The sequence below is a fragment of the Deinococcus metalli genome (genome assembly GCF_014201805.1).
Classification (GTDB): Bacteria; Deinococcota; Deinococci; order Deinococcales; family Deinococcaceae; genus Deinococcus; species Deinococcus metalli.
In genome coordinates this window covers 483,546-506,571 of sequence record NZ_JACHFK010000001.1, presented here as the reverse complement: position 1 = coordinate 506,571, position 23,026 = coordinate 483,546, and the positions used below count along the sequence as shown (strand labels likewise).

General features: G+C 70.3%; 23 protein-coding genes and 2 tRNA genes. 12 read left to right on the top strand and 13 right to left on the bottom strand.

What is annotated here, in order from left to right; translation table 11 throughout:
• Positions 1 to 76: 76 nt before the first annotated feature.
• Both HNQ07_RS02500 and HNQ07_RS02495 read left to right on the top strand, forming a co-directional pair.
• Positions 77 to 685: a chromate transporter gene (locus HNQ07_RS02500; protein ID WP_184109308.1), complete on the top strand. Its 609-nt coding sequence runs from the start codon at positions 77 to 79 to the stop codon at positions 683 to 685.
• The gene (locus HNQ07_RS02495; protein ID WP_184109307.1) at positions 678 to 1,199 is read left to right on the top strand and encodes a chromate transporter; all 522 of its coding nucleotides are present in this window, start codon (positions 678 to 680) and stop codon (positions 1,197 to 1,199) included. Before HNQ07_RS02500 ends, HNQ07_RS02495 begins: the two co-directional genes overlap by 8 nt.
• Before the next feature lie 360 nt (positions 1,200 to 1,559).
• Here the strand turns inward: HNQ07_RS02495 and radA are convergent, their stop codons facing one another.
• Together radA and HNQ07_RS02485 are read right to left on the bottom strand one after the other, a co-directional pair.
• Positions 1,560 to 2,903: a DNA repair protein RadA gene (radA, locus tag HNQ07_RS02490; protein WP_184109306.1), complete on the bottom strand. Its 1,344-nt coding sequence runs from the start codon at positions 2,901 to 2,903 to the stop codon at positions 1,560 to 1,562.
• Positions 2,896 to 3,183, bottom strand: coding sequence for a DUF2087 domain-containing protein (locus HNQ07_RS02485; RefSeq protein ID WP_184109305.1), 288 nt, complete (start codon positions 3,181 to 3,183; stop codon positions 2,896 to 2,898). Before HNQ07_RS02485 ends, radA begins: the two co-directional genes overlap by 8 nt.
• Before the next feature lie 77 nt (positions 3,184 to 3,260).
• Here HNQ07_RS02485 and HNQ07_RS02480 point away from each other — a divergent pair, with 77 nt between their 5' ends.
• Positions 3,261 to 4,391, top strand: a complete 1,131-nt coding sequence (locus HNQ07_RS02480) for a serine hydrolase (RefSeq protein ID WP_184109304.1) — start codon at positions 3,261 to 3,263, stop codon at positions 4,389 to 4,391.
• Positions 4,392 to 4,431: 40 nt separating this feature from the next.
• Here the strand turns inward: HNQ07_RS02480 and HNQ07_RS02475 are convergent, their stop codons facing one another.
• Positions 4,432 to 6,669: an ATP-dependent Clp protease ATP-binding subunit gene (locus HNQ07_RS02475; RefSeq protein ID WP_184109303.1), complete on the bottom strand. Its 2,238-nt coding sequence runs from the start codon at positions 6,667 to 6,669 to the stop codon at positions 4,432 to 4,434.
• A gap of 267 nt (positions 6,670 to 6,936) precedes the next feature.
• Between HNQ07_RS02475 and HNQ07_RS02470 the strand changes: the two genes are divergently transcribed.
• Complete coding sequence (locus tag HNQ07_RS02470) at positions 6,937 to 7,317, top strand: carboxymuconolactone decarboxylase family protein (protein ID WP_184109302.1); 381 nt, start codon at positions 6,937 to 6,939, stop codon at positions 7,315 to 7,317.
• A 40-nt stretch (positions 7,318 to 7,357) separates the two neighbouring features.
• Here the strand turns inward: HNQ07_RS02470 and HNQ07_RS02465 are convergent, their stop codons facing one another.
• The gene (locus HNQ07_RS02465) at positions 7,358 to 8,014 is read right to left on the bottom strand and encodes a hypothetical protein (protein ID WP_184109301.1); all 657 of its coding nucleotides are present in this window, start codon (positions 8,012 to 8,014) and stop codon (positions 7,358 to 7,360) included.
• A 214-nt stretch (positions 8,015 to 8,228) separates the two neighbouring features.
• Here HNQ07_RS02465 and HNQ07_RS02460 point away from each other — a divergent pair, with 214 nt between their 5' ends.
• The 3 genes from HNQ07_RS02460 to HNQ07_RS02450 all read left to right on the top strand — a co-directional run bounded on the left by HNQ07_RS02460 (position 8,229) and on the right by HNQ07_RS02450 (position 10,864).
• Entirely contained in the window at positions 8,229 to 8,990 is a 762-nt protein-coding gene (locus HNQ07_RS02460; protein WP_184109300.1) for an electron transfer flavoprotein subunit beta/FixA family protein, read from the top strand.
• Positions 8,987 to 9,937 (top strand): electron transfer flavoprotein subunit alpha/FixB family protein, encoded by a 951-nt coding sequence (locus tag HNQ07_RS02455; RefSeq protein WP_184109299.1) that lies wholly within the window; start codon positions 8,987 to 8,989, stop codon positions 9,935 to 9,937. Before HNQ07_RS02460 ends, HNQ07_RS02455 begins: the two co-directional genes overlap by 4 nt.
• Positions 9,938 to 10,075: 138 nt before the next feature.
• Positions 10,076 to 10,864, top strand: coding sequence for an SDR family NAD(P)-dependent oxidoreductase (locus tag HNQ07_RS02450; RefSeq protein WP_184109298.1), 789 nt, complete (start codon positions 10,076 to 10,078; stop codon positions 10,862 to 10,864).
• Positions 10,865 to 10,899: 35 nt separating this feature from the next.
• On the opposite strand, the gene HNQ07_RS02445 is transcribed toward HNQ07_RS02450, so the two are convergent.
• Positions 10,900 to 10,976: transfer RNA gene (locus HNQ07_RS02445), tRNA-Met, on the bottom strand.
• A 122-nt stretch (positions 10,977 to 11,098) separates the two neighbouring features.
• Between HNQ07_RS02445 and HNQ07_RS02440 the strand changes: the two genes are divergently transcribed.
• Complete coding sequence (locus HNQ07_RS02440) at positions 11,099 to 12,721, top strand: NPCBM/NEW2 domain-containing protein (protein WP_184109297.1); 1,623 nt, start codon at positions 11,099 to 11,101, stop codon at positions 12,719 to 12,721.
• 56 nt (positions 12,722 to 12,777) lie between these two features.
• Here the strand turns inward: HNQ07_RS02440 and HNQ07_RS02435 are convergent.
• The 3 genes from HNQ07_RS02435 to HNQ07_RS02425 form a co-directional block, all read right to left on the bottom strand.
• A tRNA-Ala gene (locus HNQ07_RS02435) sits at positions 12,778 to 12,853 on the bottom strand.
• An 80-nt stretch (positions 12,854 to 12,933) separates the two neighbouring features.
• Complete coding sequence (locus HNQ07_RS02430; protein ID WP_184109296.1) at positions 12,934 to 13,608, bottom strand: TrmB family transcriptional regulator; 675 nt, start codon at positions 13,606 to 13,608, stop codon at positions 12,934 to 12,936.
• A gap of 33 nt (positions 13,609 to 13,641) precedes the next feature.
• Positions 13,642 to 14,820, bottom strand: a complete 1,179-nt coding sequence (locus HNQ07_RS02425; protein WP_184109295.1) for a class I SAM-dependent rRNA methyltransferase — start codon at positions 14,818 to 14,820, stop codon at positions 13,642 to 13,644.
• Positions 14,821 to 14,925: 105 nt separating this feature from the next.
• Here HNQ07_RS02425 and HNQ07_RS02420 point away from each other — a divergent pair, with 105 nt between their 5' ends.
• Together HNQ07_RS02420 and HNQ07_RS02415 are read left to right on the top strand one after the other, a co-directional pair.
• Positions 14,926 to 15,468, top strand: coding sequence for a hypothetical protein (locus HNQ07_RS02420; protein WP_184109294.1), 543 nt, complete (start codon positions 14,926 to 14,928; stop codon positions 15,466 to 15,468).
• A gap of 78 nt (positions 15,469 to 15,546) precedes the next feature.
• The gene (locus tag HNQ07_RS02415; protein ID WP_229831779.1) at positions 15,547 to 16,866 is read left to right on the top strand and encodes a S41 family peptidase; all 1,320 of its coding nucleotides are present in this window, start codon (positions 15,547 to 15,549) and stop codon (positions 16,864 to 16,866) included.
• A 24-nt stretch (positions 16,867 to 16,890) separates the two neighbouring features.
• Here HNQ07_RS02415 and HNQ07_RS02410 read toward each other — a convergent pair whose 3' ends face one another.
• The 3 genes from HNQ07_RS02410 to HNQ07_RS02400 form a co-directional block, all read right to left on the bottom strand.
• Positions 16,891 to 17,148 carry an NAD(P)H-dependent oxidoreductase subunit E gene (locus HNQ07_RS02410; RefSeq protein WP_184109293.1) on the bottom strand — a complete coding sequence of 86 codons (258 nt, stop codon included), beginning with the start codon at positions 17,146 to 17,148 and terminating at the stop codon, positions 16,891 to 16,893.
• Positions 17,149 to 17,272: 124 nt separating this feature from the next.
• The gene (locus HNQ07_RS02405; RefSeq protein WP_184109292.1) at positions 17,273 to 18,055 is read right to left on the bottom strand and encodes a TerC family protein; all 783 of its coding nucleotides are present in this window, start codon (positions 18,053 to 18,055) and stop codon (positions 17,273 to 17,275) included.
• A 173-nt stretch (positions 18,056 to 18,228) separates the two neighbouring features.
• On the bottom strand, positions 18,229 to 18,828 hold the full coding sequence (locus HNQ07_RS02400) for a TetR/AcrR family transcriptional regulator (protein WP_229831780.1): 600 nt from the start codon (positions 18,826 to 18,828) through the stop codon (positions 18,229 to 18,231).
• 100 nt (positions 18,829 to 18,928) lie between these two features.
• On the opposite strand from HNQ07_RS02400, the gene HNQ07_RS02395 reads away from it, so the two are divergent.
• Entirely contained in the window at positions 18,929 to 19,567 is a 639-nt protein-coding gene (locus HNQ07_RS02395) for a phospholipase A2 (protein WP_184109290.1), read from the top strand.
• 58 nt (positions 19,568 to 19,625) lie between these two features.
• On the opposite strand, the gene lysA is transcribed toward HNQ07_RS02395, so the two are convergent.
• Entirely contained in the window at positions 19,626 to 20,768 is a 1,143-nt protein-coding gene (lysA, locus tag HNQ07_RS02390) for a diaminopimelate decarboxylase (RefSeq protein WP_184109289.1), read from the bottom strand.
• A 118-nt stretch (positions 20,769 to 20,886) separates the two neighbouring features.
• On the opposite strand from lysA, the gene mnmA reads away from it, so the two are divergent.
• Positions 20,887 to 22,029, top strand: coding sequence for a tRNA 2-thiouridine(34) synthase MnmA (gene mnmA, locus HNQ07_RS02385; RefSeq protein ID WP_184109288.1), 1,143 nt, complete (start codon positions 20,887 to 20,889; stop codon positions 22,027 to 22,029).
• A 69-nt stretch (positions 22,030 to 22,098) separates the two neighbouring features.
• Here mnmA and HNQ07_RS02380 read toward each other — a convergent pair whose 3' ends face one another.
• The gene (locus HNQ07_RS02380) at positions 22,099 to 23,022 is read right to left on the bottom strand and encodes an NAD(P)-dependent oxidoreductase (RefSeq protein WP_184109287.1); all 924 of its coding nucleotides are present in this window, start codon (positions 23,020 to 23,022) and stop codon (positions 22,099 to 22,101) included.
• Between the last annotated feature and the right edge of the window lie 4 nt (positions 23,023 to 23,026).

Below are 23,026 nucleotides of genomic sequence, written 5' to 3'. Positions count from 1 at the left end.
GTTTTCGTTCATTGCGTGCCCGGCTGTTCCCGCCCCAGTCACGCCCGCCTGTGGCCAGCAGGTCTACGCTCAGGGCATGACCAGCACCGCGTCCTCCCGCCCGGAGGAGACGGCCCGCCCCCCGGCGCCGCCCACGCCAGCGACCCTGCTGCGGCTGTTCGTGGGCGTCGCCCTGTCCGGCATCGGCGGCGGCCTGCCCGCCCACGCCCGCCGCGCCGTGACCGCCCGCGGGTGGATGACGGACGCGCAGTTCGCCGAGACCTACACCCTCGCGCAGCTCACCCCGGGTCCGAACGCCGTGAACCTCGCGGCCATGATCGGCGCGCGGCTGTGCGGCCCCGCCGGCGCGGCCACGTCCGTCGTGGGCATCCTGATCCCCGGCCTGATCGCCATGCTCGCCGCGTCCGCCGTGACGCTCGGTGCGGGCAGCGGCCTGCCCCCGGCCGTGCAGAGCGGCCTGCGCGGCGCGGCGTGCGCGGCCCTGGCCGTCATGCTCAGCGCCGCCATTCCGGTCGTGCGGGTCGGTCTGGGAGTCAAGGGTGGCCTGATCCTTGCTGCCCTGACGTTCCTCGGCCTGGGTGTGCTGCGCCTGAACCTGCTGCCGGTCTTCGCCGCGCTGGTCGGCCTAGGCCTGTATCTCAACCGCCCCCAGCGCGTTCCCCCGCCCGAGGAAGACCATGTCTGAGAGCACCCTGTGGGCTCTGGTGCTGGAATTCGTCCGACTGGGCCTGATCTCCTTCGGCGGCACCAACATCGCCGAACTGGAACGCGTTCTGGTGGGCGAGCACCACTGGATCACACCCGGCACGCTTGCCAACGGCTTCGCGCTCGGGCAGCTGATGCCCGGCCCGAACATGCTGGCCGTCACGTACTACGGCTACGCCACCGCCGGCTGGCCTGGCGCTCTCGCCTCCACCCTGGGCTTCTACGGCCCGACGGCCCTGCTAAGCGCCCTGGCGGCCCTCGCGTGGCGGCGCTTCAGCACCCACCCGTGGCTCGTCGCCTTCCGCGATGCGCTGCTGCCCTTCGGGGCCGGCGTACTCCTCGCGGGCGTGCTCGTGCTGGGCCAGTCCAGCATCCACTCGTGGGTCGGTGCGGGTATCGCTGCCGTGGCCTTCGTGATCCTGTGGCGCACCAAGGTCAACTCCGTGATCGTGGTGATTGGCGCGGCGGTGCTGGGCGCGTTGCTGGGCCTGTGACAGGCAGTCATGGGCGACCCTTGCCTGATCCAGAGAGTCGGTCTCACAGAGTGAGCCGGTCCGGGAGACGTCGCCCTGCCTCACCGCAAGGGAGAGGGTTTAGGGCCGAAGTATCTCACCCTGCCCCTGACCGAACGCCATCGCACGTGGCCCCATCCGCTCGGGGCGGCCCCTCGCTCCCGTTGCTCAGACGACGCAGGCTCACTCGCTCGTGGGCGCTGACGGCGTGAACGCACGAGGCAAGGACGTGGCCTAACGCTGACAAAACCCCATGTCAGGACAGTCCGAACGACATGGCGACCACCTGCCCAGCGCAGCGCCTACTCCCCTGCCCTGTCGGGGTAGGGGGCTGGCCGCCTTTTACGATCCGGCCGACCTCCAGACCATCCTCACCGCTTCCTCCACACTCTTCACACCCGGGTGTCCCTCCACGCCGGGCGGAACGACCAACCGCGTGTATCCCGCCCGCCCCGCCTCCTCTGCCCGCCGGACGGTGGCCTGCGTGGAGCGCACTTCACCCGCCAACCCGACCTCCCCGAACACCGCGACATTTTCCGGCAGCGCCCGCCCGACGACAGCGGAGTACACGGCCAGCGCGACCGCGAGGTCGAGGCCAGGGTCCGGCACCTTCAACCCGCCAGCAAGGTTCACGTACACGTCCAGCCCGCCGAGCGTGAGGTCGAGCCGACGTTCGAGTACCGCCAGCACGACATCCACGCGCCGGGGGTCGAGGCCGACGACGACGCGCCGGGCGTTCGGGTAGGGGGTCTTGCTGGCGAGCGCCTGCACTTCCAGCAGCATGGGGCGCTGGCCGTCCACGGTGGCGGCGACGACGCTGCCGGGCACGCCCAGGGGCCGCTCCGCGAGGAAGGCGGCACTGGGGTTCTCGACGGCGATCAGGCCCTCGCCGCGCATCTCGAACACGCCGAGTTCGCCGGCCTGACCGAAACGGTTCTTGACGCTTCTCAGCAGCCGGAACGCGCCGACAGTTTCGAGGAACACGGTGGTGTCCACGATGTGTTCCATGACCTTGGGGCCGGCGACCGTGCCGTCCTTGGTGACGTGCCCAACGAGGACGGTGGCGGTGCCGGTTTCCTTCGCGGCGCGGGTGAGCATGGACGTGCCGTCGCGCACCTGGGCCACGCCGCCCGGTGCGCCCTCGCCCTCGACGGTGACGGTCTGGATGGAGTCCACGATGCACAGCGCGGGCCGGTGTTCCTGCATCAGGCCGGCGACGTGCTCAGCGCGGGTGTCGCGTGTGAGCTGGATCTGCCCGGTCACACCCAGGCGGTCGGCGCGCAACCGGATCTGTTCCAGCGATTCCTCACCCGCGACGTACAGCACGGTGCCACCGGACTGCGCCACACGGTCCGCAACTTGGAGCAGCAGCGTGCTCTTGCCGATGCCGGGTTCGCCGCCGATCAGGGTAACGCCGCCCGCAACCAGACCCCCGCCGAGCACCCGGTCGAGTTCCGGAATGCCGCTGGGGGTGCGGGGCTCCTCACGCCGACCCACGTCCGAGAGCGGGGTGAGTTTCCCTCCGGTTACGCCGCCGTAGGCTCCAACACGCGCTTTCGGGGCAACCGCAGAGGGGGCCTCCTCCTCGAAGGAATTCCACGCCTGGCAGTTCGGGCAGCGGCCCAGCGGTTTGGACGCCTGATAGCCGCAGCTGGTGCAGATGTATTTCGCGGCGACCTTAGCCACGGGCCCCCGGTCCCGGGCGACCATCGGCACGCCAGTACATGCCGTCGGCCGTGGCGAGGTAGTCGCCCTCCACGAGTTCGCGCAGCAGCAGGGTCGGGTCGGCCAGGGTGCTGTGGTCTGCGAGCACCTGATCGACCTGGCCCTGGTCGTACGACACGCCGGGATCGAACAGCCCCGTCAGGTAATCCAGGATGGCGAGCTGGTGGGCCCGGCGGCGGTCGCTGGGCCAGCCCGTGATGCGGCCGTGCTCGTCCTGGAATGCGGCGATGCTTTTCGTCATGCGGCCATGCTACCCGGCAATGGACCCGGGCCGGGTTGCGGCAGGCACAAAGTCCAGCCGCCCGCTACACTCCGCGCATGGCCGGCCCCTTCAGACGTGCGCTTGCCGTGCTGGTCGCGGGCGGCGTAGGCGCGGCGGCCGGCCTCCCACCCGTGTCCAATACCAAGCCCGCCGGTCCGACGGCAAGGCCGGTGTGGAACACCGCTCCGGCGGTCTGTGGCGAGCCAACTAGACCGACCCTGACCGCTTCTCCCCTGCCGGGAACCGTGTCCGGCCGCGTGGCCTTCTACGCGGCCGAGTACGCTCCCACCACCCAGCGGGTGATCCGCAGCGTCGGCCTGGGCGCGCTGAACGAACTGCAGCCGGTCGCCAGCACGTACAAGCCGGTGGTGGTCGAGTTGGCCCTGCGCGACGTGGACGCCGGCCGCCTGTCGCTGAACACGCCGTTCACCACCACCGCCGCGAACCGCAGTATCGAGGCCTACCCGCCGGGCACGCACACGCTGGTCGATCTGGCGAAACGGGCCATCGTGCGGAGCGACAACACCGCCGGGGACATCCTCCAGCAGGCCGTGGGGACGCAGCGCGTAGCCCTCAGCCTGCGCTGGCGAAGTCCGTGCACCTCCGTCCTGCTGACCAGCAAGGCGGCGTGGGCGGCACAGGGCTTCCTGCAATCGGCGGTGCTGGGCGACGACCTCCTGTCGGGAGCACACTCATATTTCGCGCTGCCGTTCGCGGAGCGGGTGGCCGTCGCCACGCGCCTGAACGCAAACGCCGCCCGCTTCACCGGGCCGGAGGTGGAGGCCGCCATCGACTCGTACTTCCGGGGGCCGCTGTACGACCCGTTCATCGATCTGGCCTTCCAGCACACCAGCACGGCGAAGGCATATGCCGATCTGGTGGCTCGGGTATACGGCGGGAACAACCTCCAGCCTGGCACCCGGCGCCTCTTTCGCGATCTGCTCTCCCAGGGCTGCTGCCATCCAAGGACATCCCCACTGAACGCCACGTACTGGGGTGCGAAGGCCGGGAGCGGCTGGCGGCTCCTGACCCTCACCGGACTGGTGGAGATGCCGGGCGGCCGCACCTTCGCCTATGCCTACCTGAACGACGGCAGCGACACCCTGGAAGCCGAGGACATGGAGGCGCAGATTCCAGCCGTGGTCACGTGGATCGAGCAGAATCTGCGGACACTGGCGGGAAAATAGAAGAGCGGGGATCACTCCCCGCCCCTCTGCCCTCTCCGCCTTACGCCAGGATCTGCGGCGGGGCGGGCATGCTGCGCTCGAACTGGATGCCCTCGTCGCCCAGCACGACGCGGACTTCCTCGCCATCGTTGCCGATGAGTTCCATCGCCAGCGGGTCCTCGATCTCCTCGCGCACCAGGGTGCGGAGCTGCCGCGAGCTGCCGACCGCGTGCTTGGGGCTGCGGGCCTTGAGCTTGCCGACCAGCCACGACGCGATGGCGGGGTCGAAGGTCACCGTGAGCTCGCGGCTGGCGAGTTCCTCGCGCATCTCGCCCATGAGCTGCTGGGCCACGCGGACGAGTTCCTCCTCGCCGAGGCTCTTGAAGCGGATCACCTCGTCCAGACGGTCGAGGAATTCCGGGGTGAAGATGTGCCGCAGCGGCTGGTTGTTGTCCGGCGTGACCGGGCTGAAGCCCACGGTGGGGTTCACGTTGAAGCCGGTGTTGCTGGTCATGATGATGATGGTGCGGCGGAAGTCCACGGTGCGGCCCAGGCCGTCGGTGAGCCGTCCGTCGTCGAGCACCTGGAGGAAGGTGTTGTACACGTCCGGGTGGGCCTTCTCGATCTCGTCGAGCAGGATCACGCTGAAGGGCTGGCGGCGCACGGCCTCGGTGAGGCGGCCGCCCTGCTCGAAGCCCACGTAGCCGGGAGGCGAACCGATCAGCTTGCTGACCGAGTGGCTTTCCTGGAATTCGCTCATGTCCACGCGGATCAGCGCGCGTTCGCTGCCGAACAGGCTGCGCGCGAGCGCCTTGGCGAGGTGCGTCTTGCCCACGCCGCTGGGGCCGACGAAGAGGAAGCTGGCGGCGACACGGGTGCGCCCGCCCAGACCCACGCGGGCGCGGCGCAGCGCGGAACTCAGGGCCTTGATGGCGTCCGGCTGACCGTACACCTGATCCTGAAGGTTCTGCTCCAGGTCGGACAGCTGCGTGGCGGACTCCTCGCTGTAGATACCGCCCATGGAGTTGATCACGGCCTCCATGTCCTCGCGCGTCACGACGGGTTCGCCGTCCTCGGTCTCCTGCACGGGCAAGCCGACACTCATGTTCAGACGCACGCGGCTGGCGGCCTCGTCGATGAGGTCGATGGCCTTGTCCGGGAAGTTGCGGCCCGGCAGGCTGCGCTCCCCAATGCGGACGGCGAGTTCAATGGCGCTGTCCGGGATCTGCACGCCGTGGTGCTCCTCGTACTTGGGCCGCAGGCCACGCAGGATCTGGATGGTCTCGGCGGGGCTGGGTTCCAGCACGATCACCGGCTGGAAGCGGCGCTCCAGGGCGGCGTCCTTCTCGATGTAGCGGTGGTACTCGCCGGTGGTGGTCGCGCCGATCACCTGAATTTCCCCACGGCTCAGGGCCGGCTTGAGGATGTTCGCGGCGTCCAGCGTCCCCTCGGCGCCGCCCGCCCCGACCAGGGTGTGCAGCTCGTCGATGAAGGCCATGACCTTGGCGTTGCGGAGTTCCTCGATGATCTGGCGCAGGCGTTCCTCGAACTCGCCGCGGTACTTGGTGCCGGCAACGACGCCGCTGAGGTCCAGGCTCACGAGGCGCATGCCGTGCAGGTTCGGCGGCGTGCGCTTCTCGTGAATGGCGAGCGCGAGCCCCTCCACGATGGCGGTCTTGCCCACCCCGGGATCACCGATCAGCACCGGGTTGTTCTTGGTCCGGCGCGTCAGGATCTGCGTGACACGGCGGATCTCCTCGCTGCGGCCGATCACCGGATCGAGACGGCCCTCGCGCGCCCACTTCGTCAGGTCGCGGCCGTACTCGTCGAGGAACGGCGTGGCAACCGGCTTGGCGGGCTTGCTGCTCGTGCCGTCGCCCTGCGCCAGGATGCGCCAGCGGATGGTGTCCACGTCCTTGGTCAGCTCCTGCAGGATCCGGAAGGCCACACCGTCGCCCTCGCGGATGATGCCCAGCAGGATGTGCTCGGTCGAGGTCACCTGCGCGCCCAGGCTGCGGGCCTCGGCGCTGGCGAGTTCCATCACGCGGCGGGCGCGGGGTGTGATGCTCGGCGCGTCGTTCAGGCGGTTGCCCTCTCCCCGGCCGATGATCTCCTCGACCCGGCGGCGCAGGCCGTCCAGGGACGCACCGAACTCGGTCAGGATGGTCGCGGCCGTGCCGCCCTCACGCATCAGGCCCAGCAGCAGGTGCTCGGGGCCGACCATGGCGTGGCCCAGGCGGTTGCCCTCCTCACGGGCGTAATGGAATACCAGTCGGGCGCGGTCGTCGTATCTGTTCATGGGGAACCCCCAGGGAGGGAGCGCGGTGGTGAGCGCGGGGCTGGTCGGACGGAGCACGGACGAAACAGCATTACAAACGCGGCGCAGCGGGCGTAGACGGACTCGGTCAGACTGCTGTGAGTCTAGGGTATCGTCCGGGCGGCTGTCATGGCGCGGCCAACCTTACGATCTGTCTGCTCTGCCCCAGGGTTCCCCGCCCTGCGCGCAGCGTACCCACCGCCGCCTGACGGAGTTCTTTCCGTGTCGCGGGCCGCCGTACCCTGGCGTATGCCTGACGACGCCCAGCCGCCCCACGCCCGCACGACGATCTTCGGCGAGCAGCACGACCGCATCCTTGAACGGCTCGTCACGCTCGACGCCGACCTGTCCGGATATGTCCGCGACTTCGCGTATGACACCATCTACGATCACCCGGGCCTCGACCTCAAGACCAAGGAACTGATCGCGTGCGCGCTGCTGGTGTCCCTGGGCAGCCCGCCCGAACTCCGCACCCACCTGCGCGGCGCCCTGAACGCCGGCGCGACCGAGGCGGAGGTGCGCGGCGCCCTACTGATGTGCATTCCCTACGTGGGCTTTCCACGCACCATCGCCGGCTTCGAGCAGCTCCGAGCCCACCTGGCGGGCCGGGCTCCTACGCAAGAACGGTGAACCAGCTGCAGCCAGTTCACCGTTCCAGGCGGGGTTAGGATCAGAACACGTACTTGATGCCGATGCGCGCCTTGAAATCAATGCCGGGGCGGACGAAGCGGTTGCTGATGTCGCCGTAGTTCGGATCGTTGGTCGCGTAGCTGGCGGTGGTCTGACCAGAGGCCGTGTTGTTTACCTGGTTGATCGTGGAGTTGAAGAAGTAGTCGGCGCCGAGATCCGCCACGAGGCTGAGATTGCCGGTCAGGGCATACCCGACCATCACACCGCCGCCAACGCCGAACGCATTGGTGGAGTACGTCGCATTGATGTTGGAGCCGTAGTCCTCGGTGGAGCGGAACATCCCATAACGCGCCCCGGCGTAGAGCGTGGTGTCGATTCCGGGCGCGAGTTCACCCAGGCCGTACGTGGCGTCCAGGCCGACGATCGTGTGCGTGCCGGACTCTGTGGCTCCGCTCGCCTTGTAGCTGGCGAAGGTGCCGGCCCCCAGGTCGCTGCTGTCTTTGATCGCGTCGGCGGCGCGGGCGTAGGACACGCCGAACTTCACGCCGACCGGGCCGATGAGGTTGGGCGAGTGGATAAACGCCTCGCCGCTCAGGCCGTTGGCGTAGCCGCCGGTGAGGCCGAGTTCGAAGGACTGGGCGCCGGCGCTGGCACCTGTGGCGAGGGCGGTGACCGCGAGGAGGTGAATAGGCTTCATATCCGGACTATGCACCGTGACCGCCAGCGGTCAGATGAGAATTCTGATTGAAGGATTGTGGCCTTTTTTAGGTTGTCTTGGGCCGGAGCGCGGGGGCCAGGATCGGTGGACGGCAGGAGCGCAACTCCTGCTAAACTTGAACTCGGTTCAATTTGTCATGCTGGGCAGGTCGGCCGAGCGTCCGCTCCGGCCCCTGCCCTGCCCCGGAGGCCCCATGAAGATCCTGACCCTGGTACGCCAAGTTCCCGATGCGGAAGCCCGCATCAAGATTCAAGGACAGGCCGTCGACCTCGACGGCACCACCGTCGTGATCGACGGCATGGACGAGTACGGCGTCGAGGAGGCGCTGCGGCTGCGTGAGGCCGGCGCCGACGTCGAGGAGATCGTCGCGCTGGCGGTCGGCCCCAAACGCAACGAGGACGCCCTGCGGACGGCGCTGGCAATGGGCGTCGACCGCGCCATCCACGTCGAGACGGACGAGAAGTACGACGCGGTGGCCCTGAGCCGCATCGTCGCGCAGGTCGCCCAGGCCGAGGGCGCGTCGCTGGTGCTGGTCGGCGGGCAGGAGGCCGACTGGGACTCGCAGGCGCTGGGCGCGGCGAGTGCCGAACGCCTCGGGTGGCCGCAGCTCACGTGGACGAACGAGTTGAAGGTCGAGGGCGACACCCTGACCGGCCGGCACGACGTGGACGACGGCAACGAGAGCTTCCGCGCGACCCTGCCGGCCGTGGTGACCACGCAGCAGGGCCTGAACGACCCACGCTATCCCACCCTGCCGAACATCATGAAGGCCAAGAAGAAGGAACTCCGCAAGGACGATCCCGCCACCTACGGCGTGACGCCGACCGTGAAGGTGGTCGGCGCGGAGATCCAGACGCGCGCCAGGCGCAACACCATGATCGACGGCAAAGACCCTCAGGCGGCCGCCCAGCATCTGCTGGAGCTGCTGCGCAATGAAGCGAAGGTGATCGCATGATCCTGATCGTTGCCGAACACGCGGGCGGCAAGCTCGCCAAGTCCACGCTGGAGATGGTCACCGCTGCGCGCGGTTCGGGCCGCGAGGGGCCGGTCACGCTGCTCGTCCTCGGGCAGGGCGTGACGGGCGTGGCGAAGGAAGCCGCCGCTGTCGCGGACCAGGTGCTGGTGGCCGACCTGCCGGCCCTCGCCATCTACAACGCGGAGGTCTGGGCCGCCGCCGCCACCCAGATCGCCCGCGAGGGTGAGGCGCACACGGTCCTGATCGGTGGGAGCCGCTCGGGCCGCGAGTACGCGCCGCGCGTGGCCGTGAAGCTCGACGCGCCGTACCTCGAGGACGTCATCGGCCTTAGCGCGCAGGGGGACGCCCTGCGGGCGCAGCGCTACACCTTCCTGGCCCGCGTGACCGAATCGGTCGAGGCCAGCGGCCCCATGATCGTGGTGACGGTCAAGCCCGGCGCGTTCGCCCCGGCCGCGCCCGCCGCGCAGCCCGGCGAGGAGTACGACGTGGACCTCGACCTGCCTGCCCCGCGCGTCGAGGTCACGGGCCGGAGCGTCGAGAAGTCCAGCCGCGTGGCCCTGGCGGAAGCGGACGTGATCGTGACCGGCGGGCGCGGCGTGGGCAGCCCGGAGAACTTCGCCACCTACGTCGAGGGTCTCGCCGACGCGATCGGGGCGGGCGTGGGTGCCACGCGTGCCGTGGTGGACGCCGGCTGGCGACCTTACGCCGAGCAGGTCGGGCAGACCGGCAAGACCGTGCAGCCCCAGGCGTACATCGCGCTGGGCGTGAGCGGCGCCGTGCAGCACCTGAGCGGCATGGGCAAGAGCCGCAATATCGTTGCCATCAACAAGGACGCCGAGGCGCCGATCTTCAAGGTCGCGGACTACGGCATCGTCGGTGACGTGAACCAGATCGTGCCCGCTCTGATCGAGGCTGCGAAGAAGTAACTAGTTCCATACAGACCGCAGGCGGAGACCACTCCTGGCTCCGCCTGCTCTGATTTGATGAAGCTGGACAGGAGTCCAAGAATTCAGGAACTGTTGAGACTCCATGCAGCGCTCTACATGGTGCCGGACACTGACGGCATGGTCTCCACAACTCCTCCACCCGCCCCCACGACGCCGGACGGGACGCCCGGACTGGCGGTGATCGTCACCGGTGCGGCTCGGGGCATCGGCCGCGCCATCGCCGAGCTGTACGCCGAACGCGGCGCCCGCATCGTATCGGTCGACCTCGACCTGCCGCCCACGCTCAAGGGGCACACGCGCGTGAAGGCGGACATCACCACGCCGCGCGGCCGCGCCCGCATCGCGCAGGCAGCGCACGAGCACGGCGGTGTACAGGTGCTGGTGAACAACGCCGCCTACCAGGGCGCGCACGGCAGCGTGCTCGACGTCAGCGAGCGGGGCTGGGCGCGCACCCTGAACGTGAATCTGACCGCTCCACTGCTGCTGGTGCGCGAGCTGATCGGGCAGATGCCGCGCGGCGCCGCGGTCGTGAATGTCGCCAGCGTCCAGGGCCTGTTCGCCGAGCAGGACAACGCCGCATACAACGCCAGCAAGGGCGGTCTGGTGAACCTCACGCGCGCCATGTGCCTGGACCTCGCGCCGCGCGGCGTGCGGGTAAACGCCGTGGCGCCCGGCGCGATCAGCACGGAAGGGCTGCTGCGCGGCATCGAGAGCAGTGACGATCCGGCCCAGACCCGCCGCGACTACGAGGACCTGCACGCCCTGCGCCGCATCGGCACGCCGCGCGAGGTGGCCGAGGTCGTGTACTTCCTGGGCAGCGACGCCGCCAGTTTCGTGACCGGCGCGATCCTGCCCGTGGACGGCGGCATGACCGCCAGCTTCATGATGGCCGGGCGCCCGGTGTGACAGGGCACGACAACACCCGCCGTGAGGCGGGTCGGTGGTGGCGATGCGCGGACTTGAACCGCGGACCTAACGATTATGAGTCGTTCGCTCTAACCAGCTGAGCTACATCGCCGCAGAGGGTGTGCGGGTGCCCGTTGACCGGGCCGCATCAGAGTACCGCCCGAAAGCGAATCGCACAAGACCCGGGCCGCACGTACAACGAAGCGTTGACGGCTGCGCCTGAACGGAGGACCCATGTCCATCTTCTCTCCCGACCGACCGGCCCCGCGCGTGACGCGCCTGGCTGCCGTGCTGACCGTCACCCTGGCCGCGTGTACGACGCCGGGCACCTCGAGTCCGCAGCCCGCCCACACCGATCCGTATGGGCACGGCGCGACGCACCCGTGGAGTGACCGCAACACCTCGCCTGCGGCCATCCCGGCGAAATTGAATCAAGTGTCGGCACTGGACTACAGCAGCGCGACGAATGGGTGGGGACCGCTGGAACGCAACGCCAGCAACGGCAGCGAGCAGGCCAGCGACGGGCGCACACTCACCGTGGCCGGCCAGACCTTCAGCAGCGGCCTGGGCGTGCACGCACCCAGCGAGATCATCTACACCCTGCCCGGCACGTGCTCGACCATCACCGCGCAGGTCGGCGTGGACGATGAGACCGCCGGGAAGGGCAGCGTCGTCTTCCAGGTGTATGGCGACGGCCGGAAGCTCGCCGACAGCGGCACGCGCACCGGCGGCCAGGGCGCCTTCACCCTCAGCGCCCCGCTGAAGGGCGTGAAGGAAGTGAAACTGGTCGTGACCGATGCGGGCGACGGCATCGCGTACGACCACGCGGACTGGGGATCGGCGACGCTCGACTGCGCGCCGGTCGTGAGCCCACCGCCGACCGCTGCAACCACCGTCGTCTACACCCCCATCGCCAGCCAGCCGAACGCTGTCGGCGTGTCCGAAGGGCAGGGTGTCGTCTCGGGCGGCAGGCTGTACGTGTTCGGCGGCTTCGACAGCCTGAGGGCGTGCTGCACGCCGACCAACAGGGTGCAGGCCTTCGATCCCCTCACCAATACATGGACGGCCCGCACAGTCATGCCCGGGACCGGGCTCACTCACGCGGGCATCACCTCAAACGGCTCCATCATCTACTTTGCAGGCGGCTACTCCGGGCTTCCCGGCCCGAATGGCACGTGGTCTGGCCAGGTCTTCGGGACGACCCAGGTCTGGGCGTTCGACACCGGCTCGCAGCAGTACAGCCCCCTGCCCGCCCTGCCCGTGCCGCTGGCCGCCGGACAGTTGCAGTACCTGGATGGCAAGTTGCATTACTTCGGCGGCACCAACCGGGCCCGGAACCAGGACCTCAGCGTCCACTATGTCCTAGACCTGGGCGCGCGGCAGACGACCTGGACCGTGGCGGCGCCGCTCCTCCATGCCCGGAATCACCTGGGTTCTGCCGTACTGAACGGCAAAATCTATGCCATCGGCGGCCAGACCGGGCACGACAGCACGTTGACCACTCAGCCCTGGGTCGAGGCCTATGACCCACCGACGAACACCTGGACCCCGCTCGCCCCGCTGCCACGCGCCCGGAGCCACATCTCGAATTCGACGTTCGTCCTGGGTGGGAGGATCATCGTGGCCGGAGGTGAAACCGCCCACAACGTCCCAATGGCAGACGTGACGGCATACGACCCCGTCTCGAACACGTGGACCCCGCTGACGCCCCTGCCTGTGGCCCGCGTCTCAGGCGTGGCGGGCGCGATTGGGAACAGCTTTTACTTCACGGGCGGCAACGCTTCGGCCCAGGGTTGGAAGGCCACACTAAGCGAGGTGGCGTCCGCACGCCTCCCCGACCCGTCGCAGGCCAGATGACGCCACAGGCGAAAACAAAGCCAGAGTCCGGAAGCCTAGGCCTCCGGACTCTTTCTTGGTGGAGCTGAGCGGGATCGAACCGCTGACCTTCTGAATGCCATTCAGACGCGCTCCCAGCTGCGCCACAGCCCCACTTCTGCGCTTCGCCCTCTTCAGGGCTCAGCTAGGTTAACAGCGGTTCCCAGGCTTGTCAACAGTGCCGGCAGGCTGCGTCAGCCGGGCACGCCCACGCTGCGGGCCGCGAGTTCCACATACCCCTCGATCAGGTGGATGATCACCGGGTTGTGCGTGTGCACGCCGTGTGCCTCGCCGCTGCCGCCCTCGTCAATGAAGTGCGCGATCACGGCGGCCTCGCCGTCACGGGCGAGCAGAAAGGCCCGCTGGCCCTGCGCGGCCACGCTGGGCAGGCCGTCCAGCGAACTGACCAGCAGGTGCACACCGCGCGGCGTGAGGCGTTCCAGTCGGCTGGCCATGCCCGCGTCGCCAGCCACGTGCAGGCTGCGGCGGGCATTCAGGGTCAGGTCCTCGCACAGGCTGCGGATCGCGGCCTCGCCGTACAGGTGGTACACGGCCTCGGGCGCCGGGTCCGGGGCGAGGCGGGTCAGGTCGCGCTCCAGGGCACCCAGGCGATCGTCGAAGGAGCGGCGCGCACGCGACAGGTACTCGCGGGCGCTGAGCGGCGCGTATTCCAGCGGGTTCTGCCCGACCTTGGCGGCCAGCCCGCGGCCCTCGAGGCGTTCGAGCGTCTCGTAGATCTTGGGGCGCGGGATGCCCGCCTGTCTGGCCACGCGGGCGGGCACCGCCCGGCCCAGGGCCAGCAGGGCGGTGTACGCGCGGGCCTCGTACTCGGTCAGCCCCAGCGCTTGCAGGTGGATCACGGCGCTCATGTAGTGCGTAGCATAAGCGATCCGCGCGGCAGGTCAGGCCTGCTTACGCAGCAGGATGCTCTTGAGGTACAGGCTCTCCGGCACGCTCAGAAGGTGCGGGTGGTCCGCAGGCTGGTACGTGACGTCCAGCACCTCGGCGTCGCAGCCGGCGGTGGCGGCGGCCACGCGCGCGGCGTCAAGCAGGTCATCCACGCGGATGTAGTGGGCGCAGGTGCTGATCAGCAGCACCCCGCCGGGCTCCAGCATGCCCAGGGTCAGTGCGGCACCGTCGGTGAAGATGCGCTTGGCGCCGGGCACGTCGTCGCGGCGTTTGGCCAGGGTGGGCGGGTCGAGCACCGCGACGCCGAAGCTGCGTTTGTCGCGCGACAGCGTGCGCAGCACCTCCAGCGCGTCGCCCCAGCGCACCCCCACGTTCACGCCGTTGTGCCGGGCAGCCTGCTCCAGCGCGGCCAGCGCGACCTGGTCCTTGTCCACCGCCACGCTCCTGGCGCCGGCCCGCGCGGCGTGCAGGCTGAAGCCCCCGGTGTACGAGTACACGTCGAGGAAGCCCTGGCCAGGCTGCACGAAGGAGCGCAGCAGCCGGCGGTTGTCGCGCTGATCCAGAAAGAACCCGGTCTTCTGGGCGTCCATGGGCGCGAAATGCAGTTCCAGATCGTCCTCGTGGAACCTCACGCGCTCGGGCACGTCGCCCCACAGGGTGCCAGTGTGGAGGTCCAGGCCCTCCTTGCGGCGCTCGCCGGTGTCGCTGCGCTCGTAAGCGGCGTCTGCGCCCGTCTCGGCCTTGAGCGCCTGCACGATCAGGTCGCGGTGACGCTCCACGCCGGCGTTGCGCAGCTGCACGCCCAGCACGCCCCCGAAGCGGTCCGCGACCACGCCCGGCAGGCCGTCCGCCTCGGCATGCAGCACCCGCATGGCGTCGGTGGCCTGGATGCGGCCGGCGCGGCGCTCCAGGGCCGCCCGCACGCGGCGCCGGTAGAACGCCGCGTCGATGTCCTCGCCGGTCCACGTCAGCAGGCGCAGGGGTGTGCCGCCGTCGGTGTTGAAGTACCCGCGCGCGATCACCGGGCCGGTCGGGCCGCGCACGTCCACGACCTCGCCGGGCTGGATGCCGGCGTCGCTCGCGGCGATATCGGCGCGGTGGCCGAAGGGATACCGGCCCGTGATGCGGCGCACGGCGGCGGCCTGGAGGGTGACGGTGGGACGGCGTTTCACGCGGGCAGGCTAGCAGAGCGTGTCACCCGGCTGTCAGGAACGCTCACTATTCTGGCGGTCAGGACCCTGCCCCGCCGTTTCAAGCCGACTCCGGAGGATCACCCCATGCCCGACCGTCCCGCCCGTCCCCTGCTGCCCCTTGCCGCCCTGCTGCTGGCCGGCTGTGGCGTGATTCCCACGCCCGTCGTCGCGCTGCGCGACACGACCGTGCCCCTGGCGAATACCTTCATCACGCAGGGGAAGGTGGTGTATGTCAATCAGGACCAGCTGGAGGGCGTGACCCTCCCGGCGGCGCTGCGCGGCCTGACGATCCGCGGCAACGCGCTGTACAACGCGTCCGGCGGGGACCTGGGGACCGTGAAGCTGTACGTGCGCTCCACCCTCGACGGGCTGGACGCGACGTGCTCGACGGTGCCGTTTACGTCCCCGACCATGTACGCCTGCGATCCGGCAGGCGAGAGTGCCCAGGCCATCGGCACCGTGACCGTGCAGGCCGGCACGAAGGTGCCGTTCACGCTCAGCGGCGCGGCGCTGGACGCGGCCGCGAGGACCGGCCGCGGGTACTTCGGCTTCCAGGTCGTGACGGGCACCGCGCTCAACGGCGAGAGCGTGAATCTCACGTCCGTCACGGCGCAGGCCCGGCTGTAAGGCCGCCCGACCGGGGGTATCCCCGGCGGATTGTGGCGCCGATCTGACGGCCGTCTCCCGGCGGCCGTACCCTGGGGCGTGCCCCTCAATTCATTCCGACCGCCGGTCCGCGCCGCCGTGCTGGGCACTGCCCTAGGCGCGCTGCTGGGCGCCGCCGCACACGCGAGCCCGGCCACCGAGCTGTTCCGGGCCGCGTCCGGCGACGTGGTGCGCGACTACTACGGCTGGTCGACGGCGAACCTGGAGGCGCTGACCGACAAGTACCGCGCGGTGCTGGAGGGCCGCTGCGCCGAGCAGGTGGACACCTGCCCGTACACCACGGCGCGCGACGTGCTGGGCGACCTGCTGCGCGAGGTCGGCGATCCCCACACCAGCGTGCGCGACCCCGACGCCGCCCGGCGGCTGGACGAGATCGCCCGCAACGCCCCGGTGCCGCGGACCGGCGCGCGGGTGGTGCGGGTCGAGGGCGGCCTGCTGGTCGCGTCGGTCATGCCCGGCAGTCCGGCCGAGACGGCGGGGCTGCGCGCCCTGGATCTCATCACGGCCGTGAACGGCGAGGCGGCCGGGAAGACGGGGCGCGTGAATGCCCCGGTCGGCCCCACCGAGTTCGTGAAGCTGGAGCGCGAGGCCGGGACCCTGCACCTGACGGTCCGCCGCCCCGGCAGCCCGGACCTGAGCGTGGATGTGGGCACGCGCGACCTCGCCGCGCGGGACGAGCCGACCCTGGAATGGGCGGGCGACGACCGGCGGGTCGCGGTGGTCACCCTGCCGTCGTTCCTGCCGGACGACTCGGCCGCCCTGTTCCTCAGGCGGGTGCGGGATGCGCAGGCCCAGGGAGCACGCGGCCTGATCGTGGACCTGCGCTTCAACACGGGGGGCGGGCTGTCGCAGTGCGTCGCGGCGGCCAGCATCTTCGCGCGGGTGTCGTACCGCATGCAGTTCCGGCAGGGCGCGCAGGTGATGGTGGGCATCGCGGGCGAGGTGCCACGGCGGCCGCCGCGCCCCGGTGACCGGCCGCCCGGAGACGTGCGCGTGTGGACCGGCCCGGCGGCGGTGCTGGTCGGCCCCGACACGGCGTCGTGCGCGGAGGTGTTCACGTACTACGCGCAGCGGGCCGGCGTGCCCGCGGTGGGCGACGTCACGCGCGGCGTGTGCAACAGCGGCGTGACCTTCGAGGCCATGCCGGACGGCGGCGTCCTGACCGTCACGGTGCTGCGCGGCTACGCCGCCGAGGGCCAGCCCCTGCCCGAACGGATCACGCCGGACGTGCAGGCGCCGCTCGATATCGCCGCCCTGACCACCAGCGGGGAGGACTCGACGCTGCTGGCCGCGCTGGGCGCCTTGCGCGCGCCCGCCGCCGAGGCCCCCGCCACATCGGACGCGCCCCCCGTGCCCTGACGGGGAGCGCTCCGGGGAAACGGGTCAGCGCGACCAGCGTTTCATCAGCGTAACCAGCCGCTCGGGCGTCACGTTGCGGTACTCGTGGCCGTCCACGCGGACCAGCGGGGCGTCCTCTGGGGCAGTGCTCGGCCCGCACTGACTCAGCGACAGTTCCACATTGCCGTCGGCGGTCACCATGCCGGGGCTGATGCGCAGCGCATCCCACACGGCGTCGAGCAGGTTCTCCCGCTGGTCGATGGACAGGTGTTCGGTACAGATTTCCAGACGGGTGACGGGCACGTGGGAGCCTCCTTCATGGCGGGCCCATCCTAGCGGATCGTGGCCGAGATTCGCGCCGGGAGTCAGTGGGCGCCGGGCACCGAGGAACATCGCCCCGGTGCCCGGCAGAGGAGTGGTGGGTGGATCAGCCCGCCGTCCGGCCGGGGGTGCCGTCCGCCGCGTGGGCGTCATGGCCGGTGCGGCGCCGGCGCAGGTTCAGGAACTCCACGGCGAGCGAGAAGCCCATGGCAAAGTACGTGTAGCCCTTGGGGATCTTGAAGCCCAGGCCGTCCGCGACGAGGTTGATCCCGATCAGCATCAGGAACGCCAGCGCCAGCATCTTCACGGTCGGGTGCGCCTGCACGAAATCCCCGATGGGCCGCGCGGCGAAGAGCATGATGCCCACCGTCACGACCACCGCCGCGACCATCACGCCGATGTCGTCGGCCATGCCGACCGCCGTGATCACCGAGTCGAGGCTGAACACGATGTCCAGCACCATCACCTGGGCGATGGTGGCCGCGAAGCCCGCCGCGACCCGGCCGGGCACGCCGGCCTGCCCCGCACCGACGGGCGCGCCGTGGCCCTCCATCTGCTCGTGCATCTCGCGCACGGCCTTGTACAGCAGGAACAGGCCGCCGCCGATCAGGATCAGGTCACGGCCGGAAAAGCCCATGCCGAACAGCGTGAACAGGTCGTTTTTCAGGCTGTAGACCCACGTGATCGAGAACAGCAGGCCCAGACGCATGATCAGCGCGGCGAGCAGGCCGACGGTGCGCGCCCGCTGCTGCTGCTCGGGCGGCAACTTGCCGGCGAGGATCGAGATGAAGATGACGTTGTCGATGCCGAGCACGATCTCGAGCAGCAGCAGCGTCGCGAAAGCCAGCCATGCCTCGGGCTGGGCCATCCAGGCAAACAGTGATTCCATGAATTGTGGTCTCCACAGGAAGGGAAGCGGACGCTGCCACGCACGTCCAGGTCACCGAAGAGGGAGAATCCCCGTACTGCCGCGCCCGTGCGGCGCGCTAGGGCCTATGCTCCGGGAGAAGCCACCCACCGTTCATGTGCACCACATGAAGGGTCTTCATGTTCGGGTGGCGCTCAGCGGGGCACGGCGCCGTCGAGGTACACGGCCAGCAGCGCCCGCGCCGTGCCCTGCGGATCGGCCGGCGGGGTGCCCGTGACCAGCGGGTACAGCAGCGCCAGGAACGCGCGTGCCAGCACCGCCGGAGGCAGGTCGCGGCGCAGCTCGCCGCGCGTCGCCGCGGCCTCGAACAGCCCGGTCAGGCCGCCCAGCCACACGCGGCGGTACGCTCCCTCGAAGGCGGCGCGGCGCTCGGGCGACACGTGCCGCAGCTCACTCGCGAGTTGCAGGCCCACGCGCTGCTCCGGCGCACTGGCGATCAGCTCGTCCACCAGGGCGCGCAGCTGCGAGCGCAGGTCCGGCTGCGCCGAGGCGACCTCGACCAGCCGCGCGAGGCCCGAGAGCGCGCCGTCCAGCATGGACAGGAACAGGGCTTCCTTGTCGGCGTAGTGGTGGTACAGCGCGGGTTTGGTCACGCCGACCGCCTGGGCGACCTCGCGCATGCTCACGCCGTGGTAGCCGCTCTGCACGAACAGCCGCGCCGCGTGGAGCTGGATGCGCGCGCGCGTGCTGTCCGGCGAGGAGGCCGGAGCGCTGGAGACGGACTGGACGGTCACCACGCCATGATAGGCGCCGCCCGCGAACACAGCCCTGACATGGCCCTTTACACTCGGGGTGACCGACAGACCACCGTCCCTCATGCAAGGAGCTGCCCGTATGCGACACCTGCCCGTGACTGCGCTGTGCACCGCCGTTCTGCTCGCCGCCTGCTCACAGTCCACCCCGGCTCCGGATGCCGCGGCCACCGCGCCGTACGCGGCCCGGCCGGAACTGCAAGACTCCGGCAGCCAGGCGATCCTTCAGCGCTATGCCGACGATCCCGGCCTGCTGGCGGCGCTCCAGGAGGCCTACGGCGAGCGGCCCACCACGCTGAGCCGGCCGGCCGTGCCGCCGCTCGGCACGCTGGACCTCGCCAGCGACCGCGTGGCGTACATCAAGCGCACCGGCTGGGGCGCCGTGAGCAATTACAACGCCCAGTACGCGGCCTACGCCACGTCCGGCAGCGTGCCGTACCCCGGCCTGGACTGGACCCGCGACGGGTGCAGCGCGCCCGACGGCCTGGGCCTGGGCTACCGCGAGGACTTCCGCCCGCCGTGCAACGAGCACGACTTCGCGTACCGCAACCTCAAGGTGTACGAGCGCACCGACGCGAACCGCCTGGCCAGCGACGACGCCTTCTACACCAACATGAAGACCATCTGCGCCGCGAAGAGCTGGTATGCCCGCCCCGCGTGTTACACGGCCGCGTACGCGTACTACCAGGGCGTGCGGGTGGGAGGCGGCAGCTCGTTCTGAGGGGCGGTCTGACGGCCTGACCGTTTTATGGTCGCTCGGGGAGGTATCAGAGGCATCACTACACCTCCTCGGCGACCCACACGTCCTGCGGGGTCTCGCGGCGGCGGACCAGTGTCCAGTGGCCGTCCTCGTACAGCGCCTCCGCGGGGCGGGAGCGGGTCAGGTAGGCGCTGCTCATGGCCGCGCCGTACGCGCCGGCCTCCCCGAAGGCGAGGAGCGCGCCGCGCGGCGGGGTCGGCAGGGTCACGCCGCGTGCCAGGACGTCGCCGCTCTCGCAGGCAGGGCCGGCGATATCCCACAGGCCGTGCTCCGGGGCGTCCCACAGGGCGGTCACGGAATGCACGGCGCCGTACAGCATCGGGCGCAGCAGCTCGGTCATGCCGGCGTCCACCAGCACGAAGTGGCGTCCGGTGCGCTTGGTGCCGACCACGCGCGTGAGCAGCTGTCCGGCCCGCGCCACCAGGTAGCGGCCCGGTTCCACCCACAGCTCGGCGCCGAAGGCCTCGGCCGCCGCCCGCGCCTCGCGCGCGATGCCGTGCAGGTCGGCGTCCAGGCCCCAGCCACCGCCCGCGTCCAGCACCGCCAGCGGCCCGGTGCGGTCGCGCAGGTCCGTCAGGCGGCCAAAAGCGGCGGTGAAGTCGCCCGCGTCGCGGATGGCGCTGCCGATGTGCACGTGCAGGCCCAGGGCGTCGTGTCCGGCGGCGCGCAGGGCATCCAGCACGCCGGGCGCCTGTTCCAGCGTCACGCCGAACTTGCTGCCGGCCGCGCCCGTGGCAAGGTGGTCGTGCGTGCTGACGGCCAGCGCCGGGTTCACGCGCACCAGCGCCCGCGAGGCCGGGGGCAGCAGCGCGACCTCCTCGTCGCGGTCCACGATGAAGGTCGCGCCCAGCCGCGCTCCCGCCGCGTACTCGGCGCCCGACTTGGCGGGGCCGTTCACCAGCAGAGATTCGCCCGCCGCGCCGACGTGCTCTGCCCGCGCGATCTCGCCGGCGCTCACGCACTCGAAGCCCACGCCGGCCGCGTGCAGGCGGCGCAGCAGGGTCAGGTTCGGGTTGGCCTTCATCGCGTAGTACACCCGCGCGTCCCCGAAGGCGGCGCGCACGCGGGCCAGGGCGGCGTCCAGTTCGGCGGCGTCGTACACGTACAGGGGCGTGCCGTACTCGCGCGCGGCGTCGGTCAGGGACTCGGGGGACAGGCTCACGCGGCGAGTGTAGCGGGGCGGCCCGGCACCGCGTCGCCGGGTGGCCTCGTCCAGTGGGGGCGAATTGCCCTGCGCCTCACGTCGCCGCCCTGGCCGACCTGTTAAGCTGCGCGGCTGTATGAGCGCTCCGGCCCCTGCCACCGCACCCGCCGTCTCCCCCGCCACCGGCCGCGGGGAACGCGTGCTGTGCGCGATGTCCGGCGGCGTGGACTCGTCGGTCACGGCGTCGCTGCTCAAGGAGCAGGGCTTCGAGGTGATCGGCGCGATGATGCGCTTCTGGCCGGACGACAAGCGGGTCGACACCTTCGACACCTGCTGCTCGCCCGACGCGGCGTACGAGGCGCGGCGCGTGGCCGAACAGGTCGGCGTGCCCTTCTACCTGCTCGACTACCGCGAGCAGTTCCAGCGGCACATCGTGGGGCCGTTCCTGGACGAGTACGCCCACGGCCGCACGCCGAACCCCTGCGTGAACTGCAACACCAAGGTGAAGTTCGACGAACTGGTGAAGAAGGCGAAGATGCTCGGCTGCCGCTATGTGGCGACCGGCCACTACGTCAAGCGTGTGGTGAATGCGGCGGGCGGCGTAGAGTTCTGGCGCGGCGACGATCCCCGCAAGGACCAGACGTACTTCCTGTGGGGCACGCCACGGGACGCGCTGCCGTACATCCTGTTCCCGGTGGGTGAACTGGAGAAGCCGCGCGTGCGCGAGATCGCCGCGGAGCGTGGCCTGCTGACCGCCCACAAGCCCGAGAGCCAGAACATCTGCTTCGTGCCGGGCCGGGTGCAGGACTTCGTGGCCGAGCACCTCCCGCAGGCCAGCGGCGCGATCCGCGAGATCAGCACCGGCGAGCGCGTGGGCGACCACCTGGGCACGCAGTTCTACACGCTGGGCCAGAAGAAGGGGCTGGGCCTGTACCAGTCCCACCGCGTGCGGCACGTCGTGCACCTCGACCCGGCCACGAACACCGTGTGGGTGGGCGACTACGACGATTGCCTGTGGACGGGCTTGCGCGCCAGCCGCGCGAACTGGCTACTTGACGTGACGGACGTGCCCGCCGAGCTGGACGTGCAGGTGCGCTACCGCAGCACGCCGGTGCGCGCGCGCGTGGTGCACGCCGACGCGGAGTCCTTCGAACTGGCGTTCGTGGAACCGCAGTTCGCAGTCGCGCCCGGCCAGAGTGCCGTGCTGTACGACGGCCCGCGCCTGCTGGGCGGCGGCCTGATCGACGACCACGCCCGCGAGCTGCCGCCGATCGCGTAGGCCGCCCACCGGACGGACGACGGCACCGCCTGCATCGGGCCGGTGCCGTCGTCCGTTCAGCTCACGGGCTCAGTATTTGCGCCAGGATTCGACCAGACCCTCGGGTTCGTGGCCCTGTTGCAGATCGATCAGGAAATCCCGCGTGAGGCTTGCGCCGCGGTACACGAGGTCCGTGGTGGTGCTGGCGATGTGCGGCGTGATGATCACGTTCTCCTCGGCCCACAGGGGATCGTCCTGCGGCAGGGGCTCGGGGTCCGTGACATCCAGCACCGCGCCGGACAGGTGCCCGCTGCGGAGGGCCGCGATCAGGTCGTCCCGGACGATCAGGTTGCCGCGCCCGACGTTCACCAGCCACGCGCCGCGCTTCATGCGGCCGATGATGTCGGCGTTGACGATGCCGCGCGTGTCGGGCGTGCTGGGGAGCAGCAGCACCACGAAGTCGGCGGTGCTCAGGAACTCGTCGCGCTCGCTGTCGGTGGTGGCCGAGGAGATGCCGTTCAGGAACACGTCGAAGGGACGCAGCAGCTCCTCGAGGTTGCGGCCGATGTGCCCGAAGCCCCACAGCACCACCCGCGTGCGGTCGAGGCTGATCAGGCCCGATTCGCTGAGGGTCTTCGGCGGGGCCCAGTCGTGGCGGGCCTGGGCGTCCCGGAAGCGGTGGAAGCCGCGTGCGGCCGTGAGCATGCCGGCCAGGGCGTGCACCGCCACGGCGCGTTCGTGCAGGCGGTTGGCGTTGAACAGCTGCACGCCCGGCGGAATGAGGTTCCGGACGTGGTCGATCCCGGCCGTGAGGGTCAGCACCCACCGCACGCCCGGCGTGGCGAGCAGGCGGTCACGCGTGTCGCTGGACGCGAACCACAGCACGACGCCGGACGCCTCGCCGTCCGGCACGTGGCCGTCTGAGTAGTACGCCAGGTCGCAGCCGGGCACGCTGCGCTCCCCGACTTCAGTGAGGGCTCGAAACTCGGGCAGATCCGGCAGCAGCACACGCATGCGT